Origin of the sequence: Phocaeicola sp. (assembly GCF_048170425.1) — a bacterium.
In the GTDB taxonomy this organism is placed as follows: domain Bacteria; phylum Bacteroidota; class Bacteroidia; order Bacteroidales; family Bacteroidaceae; genus Phocaeicola.
The window spans coordinates 1-8294 of sequence record NZ_DBEXBB010000282.1; the positions used below are offsets into that span (position 1 = coordinate 1).

Annotated in this window: 8 protein-coding genes; 7 read left to right on the forward strand and 1 reads right to left on the reverse strand. The window is 42.8% G+C overall.

Annotated elements, in window-relative coordinates:
• Nucleotides 1-330: 330 nt before the first annotated feature.
• The 4 genes from ACMJ0U_RS11135 to ACMJ0U_RS11150 all read left to right on the forward strand — a co-directional run bounded on the left by ACMJ0U_RS11135 (nucleotide 331) and on the right by ACMJ0U_RS11150 (nucleotide 3740).
• Nucleotides 331-1473 (forward strand): carboxypeptidase-like regulatory domain-containing protein, encoded by a 1143-nt coding sequence (locus ACMJ0U_RS11135; protein ID WP_417129985.1) that lies wholly within the window; start codon nucleotides 331-333, stop codon nucleotides 1471-1473.
• Nucleotides 1474-1491: 18 nt separating this feature from the next.
• Nucleotides 1492-2493: an outer membrane beta-barrel family protein gene (locus ACMJ0U_RS11140; RefSeq protein WP_417129986.1), complete on the forward strand. Its 1002-nt coding sequence runs from the start codon at nucleotides 1492-1494 to the stop codon at nucleotides 2491-2493.
• A complete protein-coding gene (locus ACMJ0U_RS11145) occupies nucleotides 2472-3233 on the forward strand; it encodes a hypothetical protein (protein WP_417129987.1) in 762 nt (253 codons plus the stop codon). Before ACMJ0U_RS11140 ends, ACMJ0U_RS11145 begins: the two co-directional genes overlap by 22 nt.
• A 93-nt stretch (nucleotides 3234-3326) precedes the next feature.
• Nucleotides 3327-3740: a secondary thiamine-phosphate synthase enzyme YjbQ gene (locus tag ACMJ0U_RS11150; RefSeq protein ID WP_417129988.1), complete on the forward strand. Its 414-nt coding sequence runs from the start codon at nucleotides 3327-3329 to the stop codon at nucleotides 3738-3740.
• A gap of 1 nt (nucleotide 3741) precedes the next feature.
• On the opposite strand, the gene ACMJ0U_RS11155 is transcribed toward ACMJ0U_RS11150, so the two are convergent.
• A complete protein-coding gene (locus ACMJ0U_RS11155; protein WP_417129989.1) occupies nucleotides 3742-5664 on the reverse strand; it encodes a transglycosylase domain-containing protein in 1923 nt (640 codons plus the stop codon).
• 315 nt (nucleotides 5665-5979) lie between these two features.
• Between ACMJ0U_RS11155 and ACMJ0U_RS11160 the strand changes: the two genes are divergently transcribed.
• The 3 genes from ACMJ0U_RS11160 to ACMJ0U_RS11170 all read left to right on the forward strand — a co-directional run bounded on the left by ACMJ0U_RS11160 (nucleotide 5980) and on the right by ACMJ0U_RS11170 (nucleotide 8070).
• Complete coding sequence (locus ACMJ0U_RS11160; RefSeq protein WP_417129990.1) at nucleotides 5980-7029, forward strand: hypothetical protein; 1050 nt, start codon at nucleotides 5980-5982, stop codon at nucleotides 7027-7029.
• A gap of 204 nt (nucleotides 7030-7233) precedes the next feature.
• The gene (locus ACMJ0U_RS11165; RefSeq protein WP_417129991.1) at nucleotides 7234-7506 is read left to right on the forward strand and encodes a hypothetical protein; all 273 of its coding nucleotides are present in this window, start codon (nucleotides 7234-7236) and stop codon (nucleotides 7504-7506) included.
• Nucleotides 7507-7512: 6 nt separating this feature from the next.
• Nucleotides 7513-8070 (forward strand): 1-acyl-sn-glycerol-3-phosphate acyltransferase, encoded by a 558-nt coding sequence (locus ACMJ0U_RS11170; RefSeq protein WP_417129992.1) that lies wholly within the window; start codon nucleotides 7513-7515, stop codon nucleotides 8068-8070.
• Nucleotides 8071-8294 lie beyond the last annotated feature (224 nt).

The window sequence follows — 8294 nt, forward strand, 5'->3', positions numbered from 1 at the left end:
AAACATCTTGAAATCTTACGCCTAGTGTTTTTCAAAATTGAAGCGCTTGGCAGAAAAACGAAACGACATACACTTCATAACAACGATGATTGAAAGTGCATATAAATTGTCTGCGAACAAGCAAAAAATATATTTGTATAGATACGACACTCCAACTATTATTCTTAATCAACTGGCTATCACACATATACATAAATTATCGGGAATAAGTCTGTAGAGACCATTTGTCGCAGACATGAATTTTTTCTTTCTATATTTGTAATCCAGAAACTACTCCACAAAATAGTAGACAAACACACTTTGCAAATAATAAGAAAAACAAGTTATCGTATGCACAAAATTGGAAAAGCGCTCCTGCTATTATGCAGCCTCACATTTGCCGGTGAAATAGCCGCACAGACCGTCAGTGGAAAATTAATCGATGAAAACAAACAACCTCTCCCCTACGCCAACGTAGTCCTTCTGACACTCCCCGACTCGACCTTCGTCACGGGAACCGTCACAGCTGAAGACGGAACATTCAGTCTGAATACCACCACACCGAATCAGCTTGTACGTATTTCTTCCATCGGATATAACACTGTATACAGACCCGTCCAACCTGCCAACTTAGGGATAATACAGCTGACATCAGACACACAACAATTAGGGGAAGTGGTGGTTAAGGCTGATTTGCCCAAGATGCAACTCAAAGGCGATGCCATGATTACCACCGTTACGGGTAGCGTGCTTGAAAAGGCTGGAACAGGTGAAGATTTATTGAACAAGATTCCAGGCGTTTCTGCGGAAGATGAAGAAGTAAACGTATTTGGCTCAGGCACTGCCGAGATTTACATCAACGGACGCAAGGTGCGCGACAATTCGGAAATTGACCAGTTATCATCCGAACAAATCAAGCGCGTGGAAGTTGTGAAGAATCCCGGAGCAAGATACGATGCTTCCGTGAAAGCCGTCATTCGCATCATTACAAAGAAAGCTGCAGGTGAAGGATTCGGATTTAATAACCGTTTCGTAACCCGACACCGAAGGACTTACGGGTGGACTACTTTCGACCAGTTTAATTTCAATTACCGGAAAGGAGGTTTCGATCTGTCGGGAACATTGTTCGGAGGCAGATTCCGCAACGGGAATAACCAGCAGATTGGCATGAAGACTTATCTCGACAAACTGTGGGAACAGAAAATGGATGCTTCTTACGGAAAGAACTCCAATAGTAATGTCCAAGGCGTTCTTTCACTAAACTACCAGTTCAATGAGAGACACTCCATGGGTGTAAGATATGATTTAGACAGAAACTTCAATACTTATACTGACTGGCGTACCAATACTAATATCTATGCTGACGAGAACTTGTTTGAAACCAATAAAAGTACAATGGTTGGAGAATACCCTTATACACGCCATAGCCTGAACTATTACTACAACGGACAGATTGGTGACTGGAATATAGACTTCAATGCTGATGGAATGTGAAATGTGAAGGAAGAAAGTATGCACACAAAAGAAATAACCAATACAGATACCGAGATGAATGTAAATACTTTTAACAAGAACGACGGAACACTATATGCTGCAAAACTCATTGTATCATATCCATTATGGCAAGGCAATCTGTCATTCGGCAATGAATATTCACATACAAACAGAACCAACATATACATAAATAATGAAGGAATCCTGAATAATGACGACAGCAGAATAAAGGAAAATTCCACTTCAACTTTCATTGATTATACACATTCGTTTGGCAATGTTGATATGCAAGCTGGTATAAGATATGAGAATGTAAGATTCAACTATTATGAACAAGGAAAATATGTTGACGAACAAAGCCGTACATTCAACAATGTGTTCCCTTCATTAAATATAAACTTTCCTATAGGAAAAACACAAGTTCAGCTGAGTTACAGCAGTGAGATTACACACCCTTCATACGATATGCTTAGAAGCAACATATATTATAGCAACAAATACACCTATCAGACAGGGAATCCATTTCTTAAACCAGTAATCAACCAAAACCTTGCATTATCTGTATCATATAAATGGATAAACTTTAATTTAACCTATAATCGAACAAAAGATGATATCATACAAGTTTGTGAACCTTATTCGGACGAAGACCCTACCATATCATTGCTGAACATAGTAAATGCGAAACCTTATGACAATATAACATCGGCAATCACTTTATCGCCAACAATAGGATCCTGGAATCCTCAACTTACTGCACAAGTCTATAAGCAGTGGTTTAAGATAGATGGTCATGATGGTGAACTTACACTCAGTAAACCAAGATTTGTCATTGAAATGAAAGAATGGGCCTTCCATATAGCGGACAGGTATTCAGACGGTATTGCGACTCCATTACAGAAGATCTCAAAGACAAACACAACACGGCATTGCGGCAGCAGGAAACCAGAGCCCAGCTGCAACAACGAAATTACGAACTCATCATCAACCGCCAGCAAATGGAACTCCGCATTGCGGTAGTTGTATCTTTGCTGTTAGGAGTGATTCTGGTGCTTATCATCCTCTATCAGCAGAACCTGAAGAAGAAAGAACGCACCATCCGCCGCCTGTCCAAAGAATTGCAAAAGTACAGCAAGCAATTAAAGGACAACGAGGTATTAATGGCACAAAACAATGAAAGTATTCAAGAACTGCAAATGCAACTCTCTACTCAGAAAGCCAGTGAACAGGAAGCACAATGGTCGCTCATCCTGCAACTGGAAGAACAGAACCGGCAACTGAGTCTTGCCAACCAAGATTTGCAGCAGCAGATAGAAGCACACTGGCAGCAACTGAAAAGCGTACCGCTTAAAACGCCACACCTTCAGGAGCTGACCACCGAAATGCTGCGACTCAAAGAAAGAGAAGAAGCACTGACCGAACAACTGATTTCTACCCATCCGTTAGTGGCTGAACTTCGGAGCAAACCGCGCTTTCTACAGCCAGCAGATTTTGTCCGGATTGCCACATTGGTCAATGAAATCTATCCGCATTTCACCGAACGACTGACCGAGGCTTTCCCTAACCTGACCGAACTGGACCAGCAGCTCTGCATCCTCATCAAATTAGGCTTCAGCGTGTCGCAAATAGCTGTATTCATGGCGGTATCACCCGCCTCCGTATCGCAGCAGAAATCACGGATGAAGAAGCGCATCCAAGCACTGGAACCCGAGCTCTTCACGGATGGGAAAACACTGGACGAATGGCTGAACGAATGGTAAAAGGAGGTTTTTCACGCTATATCCCCTCCTTCTGAAAGATTTGTGTTATCTTTGAACAGATAAAATCTGTAATCTTTCATACCGTTTATTATTATGATACAACAAACTACTTTCACACTCCGGGCACGCGCGCGCGGCTTTCACCTCGTGACCGACGAAGTGCTCAGTCACCTACCCGCCTTACCCAAGACCGGACTACTCAATCTTTTTATCCAGCATACCAGCGCCGGATTGTCAGTCAACGAAAACTGTGACCCTGATGTACGCAGCGATATGGAAAAGATATTCAACAACCTGGTGTGCGAACGCGAGTCCTGGTACGACCATACCTTGGAAGGCTGGGACGACATGCCTGCCCATGCCAAATCCTCACTGGTGGGTGCCAGCCTGTCTATCCCCATCACCGACAGACGACTGAACTTAGGTACGTGGCAGGGAATCTACCTCTGTGAATTCCGCAACCATGGAGGAGGACGGCGCATCGTGGCTACCATCCTCGGAGAATAATTCAGGGAACAGGCTGTAGTGTGGAGAGGCTGAGACTGTCAGCGAAACATTTTCCGGCTTCTCCGGTCAACACAACGCGCGATAAATCGATTCCTTCTGCAGCCGCTTCCGAAATCACTCCCTTGGCTGCCATCCTGCGGGCTACCAGCCGGAAATGTCCTTCCTGATTTTCTTTCAACCTTCCATTAGCTTCGAACGAACTGCGGTAATGCTTCGGCTTTGGGATAATGGAAGCCAGGTAAATACATTCTTCCAGCGTCAGTTGCGACGGACGCTTGCCAAAATAAAATTCAGATGCCTCTAACAGCCCATACACTCCCGGCCCCCATTCAGCGATATTGAGATATACCTCAAACATCCGTTCCTTTGAGGTAAGCTGATTCTGCTCTATCAGCCAGACAATCAATGCTTCTTCTAGTTTCCGCGCAATATTTTTCCGACGATTCAGAAACACGTTCTTGACCAGCTGCATGGAAATTGTACTTCCTCCGCGCGCAAAGCGACGTTCTTTCAAATCGTAGACCATGGCCTCACGAATGGCATCGGGAAGGAATCCCTGGTGGTAGAAGAACCCTCCGTCTTCACTCTGTAACACAGCCATGCGCATCAACTGCGGTACACTGTCGAGAGGTAGGAAATGATTCCACGACAGCCCTACGGGAAAAGTACGTACAGGTACCTCGTTCTCGTAAGCCGTATACTCAAACTCTTCTGACATCTTGCCAAGATCGGTTGTTCCGTAACCCAGTATTCGGAAATGCTGTGGACGCAGGTCGGAATAAAACTTCAGACTGTCAGGACAATTCAGGTCAGCATCCAGTTCGAAATCGTATGCCAGTTCTCCTTCCACCCGAATCCCTTCTAGATTCTCAAAAAGACCATGCGGCAGGGAGTTAAAAAGCTCTTCAGCCGGAAACAAAGGTTTATGTATAGAAGCAACGAGATGACTGGGCGGTTCTACACGCAGATAAGGGTGAAACTGCAAATCATTGAAACGTACCGTACTGCAACTGTCCAGTTCCAGGGCATGTGTCTCCACGTTCAACTGAAAATCCAACTTTCCATGGTCCAGGTTTATACGCTCCGGCGACAAGCGGCGATGAAAGACTTTCAGTCCGTCCACTTCCGTCTGACCTAACAGTACGATTTTTCCATCCCCCTTCTGCTGTGTAAAACTCAAGCACAACCGGTCAAATGCCACTTCTGCCCCCAGCCGGCGACGAATATAAGGTACAATCAATTCTGATGCTTGAATGCTGACCGATACACGGCGTTCACCAGCATTGATTTCCCCTTCCGTTTCCCAATGCTGCGTATGCCCTTCTTCTACAAAAGTAAGCTGGCTGCGAAACTGATGATTCTCAATACAGAACTCCGGTACATACAGACTGACAGAATCGCTATCCTTCCGTTCGCGTATATGCAGGCTGGTGAGACGTCCTTCAGAAGGTAACAAACGGAACACACCATCAAACAAGGTTTGCACACGTCTGTCATAGCCCACCTTTTCGGCTGGACGTTCCATCTTTTCTTCTCCATTCAGATTACCCCGAAACAAAAAATCATAATTGGCCTTCTGGTTTTCCTTGACAAAATCTACTGTCAACCCATCCATAGCTACATTCATCACCTCTATATTTCCTTTCAGCAATTGCCAGAAGCCTAAGTTGAGCATAGCCGACCGAAGAGTCAATAATGTATCTCTCTCCTCGGGAACGACTGATAGTCCATTCAAAAAAAGACATCCGGTCCCTTCAAAGCGCAAATCATCATAATGCACTTCCAGTCCGTACCGCTGTTCTATCTGGGAAATTTTTTTCTCTGCCAAACAATTTAAAATACGATTGCGAAAAATCCATAACCCACCAGCCAATAGTAGCAACAACAGCAGGGCTATACCTATACAAATTAATATTCGTTTCATAACATTTCTACTCCACTGTTACAAAGGTAGAAAATTTACGAATAAAAGTATCACAAAATTTTCACCCGAATAATCAACTATTTTACACAAATAGCCTCAAAAACAAAACAATTAGAAAGAATAAAGAAATACTTTCATTTGCAATGGAACATAAGTAGTGCTACATTTGTAAAAAGTGAAAGAGAGAAAGTCCTAATATCAGGAACTAAAAAATCAGAAAGCGAGCCCATTCCTTACAAAGGGGAATATTCCCTGCGCCCGCATCTTCATTTACTCGCATCGGGGGAATAAGCGTATAAAATGAAAGAAAACACTATGAAACAACTTATCAAACTATTTAGTATCGTATTCTGTGCCATGGCTATGTATTCGTGTGGCAATGATGACGAACCAGGAAAGAGCACATTACAAGACCAGTTCATTGACGTAAATAATGGTGAATATACTGAAGGGAGTCTTCCCGTAGGAGAAACTTCCATGCTTCAAGCTGCGACTTTCGATGAAGCCGCACTTCCAGGAGGAACATCTTATCTCACATTAAAATCTTATGAAGAACTGGATTATGTTAACATTGGTGTACAAGGAGAGTCCGGATATCTGAAGGTGAAACTAGATGCTCCAGCAACCGCACAAGGACGAGCTACAACAGAAGAAATCTATACTTATACCGTACTTGTATTGCTAAGCCAGAAGCTGAGCAGTAGTTTCACTCTTGAGTTTACTACAGTCAACAAACAAGGTGAAATTTCCACCAAATTTACCAGTCAGACCAACTACATAGAAGCCGGAACAGGCGATTTACAAGTAAACCTGCGCTTCAGCAACGAAAAAGACGTGGATTTGTATGTAGTAGAGCCTAATGGAAATATTATTTATTTCGGCCAGCCTTTCCCATATTACTCAGAAGAATATCAGATTGTCAATGACTGGTTGGAGAATGGTGATTATGAAAATGAGCCAGACATTGAATGGGGAAAAATCGGATTGGACATCGACTCTAACGCTGCCTGCGATATTGATGGGAAAAATAGTGAAAATATTTTCTTCAAAGCAGACTGCATGCAAAAAGGAACTTATCAAGTTTGGGTAAATATGTTTGAAAACTGTGATCCTTCCATTGCTACAAACTACACCATCAGAGCTACTTACAAGGGTATAGCTGTTACCCCTAAATCTGGAAGCAATCCGGCATCCGGTGTCTTTCCTATAAACACACCAGATAATAACATCGGTGATGAGCTGACAGGAGCTACAAAAGTAATGGAATTCACCATCAATGAAGGTATCGAACCGGGAAGAAGTGCAGCAGTAACAGCCAAGAAACATCTGCTGAAAAAGGAATTCAACATGCTATTTGCAAATTAACATACAGCCTTTAAAGGCTGATTAAATCTCTCTTTACTAATTTCATTCCATACATTCCGGTAGCCATTTCTTCACTCTCAACACAGGCTGCCGGAATAGTATGGAATGTTTTTTATGCATAAGAACCATCCTCCTCATGGATATTCCAAAAGAAATCGTATCTTTACACCATAATCATTTTTATTAACTAAAAACTTTAGAATTATGGCTAGTAGAAGATCATTGAAAAAAACAGTCAATTATATTACAGAACTAGCAGCAGGACTCTGCCTGGTGGAATCGGCAAACGCAAATACAGAAAAACGGGAAGCTTACAGCGAAGTATTCCTGCAGATTATCAACCTGCGTAATGACATCATCAGCCGCATCAGCCACACAGAACCGGGCAGCGTGAAACTGTTCTACAAGAAACTGAGAGCTGACTTCAATGCTGAAGTAGACAACGTGTTCAAGAAACTGGAAGAACTGTCGAAATAACAGCACATGAAACAAGCTATCTGCCGGTTTATCTACCACAAACTGCTGGGCTGGAAAGCAGAAGTAAGTGTACCTGATTTTAAGAAGTGCATCATCTGTGCGGCTCCGCATACCACCAACTGGGACCTGTTCATCGGGAAACTGTTTATCACAGCCATAGGACGTGAATCGGGTTTTCTGATGAAAAAGGAATGGTTCTTCTTCCCACTGGGAATCATATTCCGAAAAATGGGAGGTATCCCCGTACACCGTGACAAGCGCACTTCCATGGTAGACCAACTGGTGCAACGCATTGAAAAAAGTGAGACATTCCATCTGGCCATTACACCAGAAGGAACACGTTCGGCAAATCCTGACTGGAAAAAAGGATTCTATTATATTGCCTTAGGAGCCCAGATTCCCATCGTGTTGATTGGAATAGACTATGAAAAGAAATGTATCAAGGCAGAGAAATACCTCATACCGACGGGCGACATAGAAAAGGACATGAAAGAAATCAAATTGTATTTTAAAGATTTCAAGGGAAAACATCCGGTGAGATTCACAGGGGGACACATTGAATAAAACGTGTGCGAAAAACGCTTCGGAGTTTACTCTTAAACGCAAGTACGTGTCAACCAAAACGCTTCAATGTTTGAAGAAAAACACAAGGACGTTTTAAATGAAATATAAGTCGCAAAAGCGCTTGAAAAAAAGAAGGGGCGTCTCCTTTTATTTTGAGACGCCCCTTCTTTTTATTTCTTCTTAAATCCAGCTTACAGCAACGAAGCAATATACTCCTTCATTTC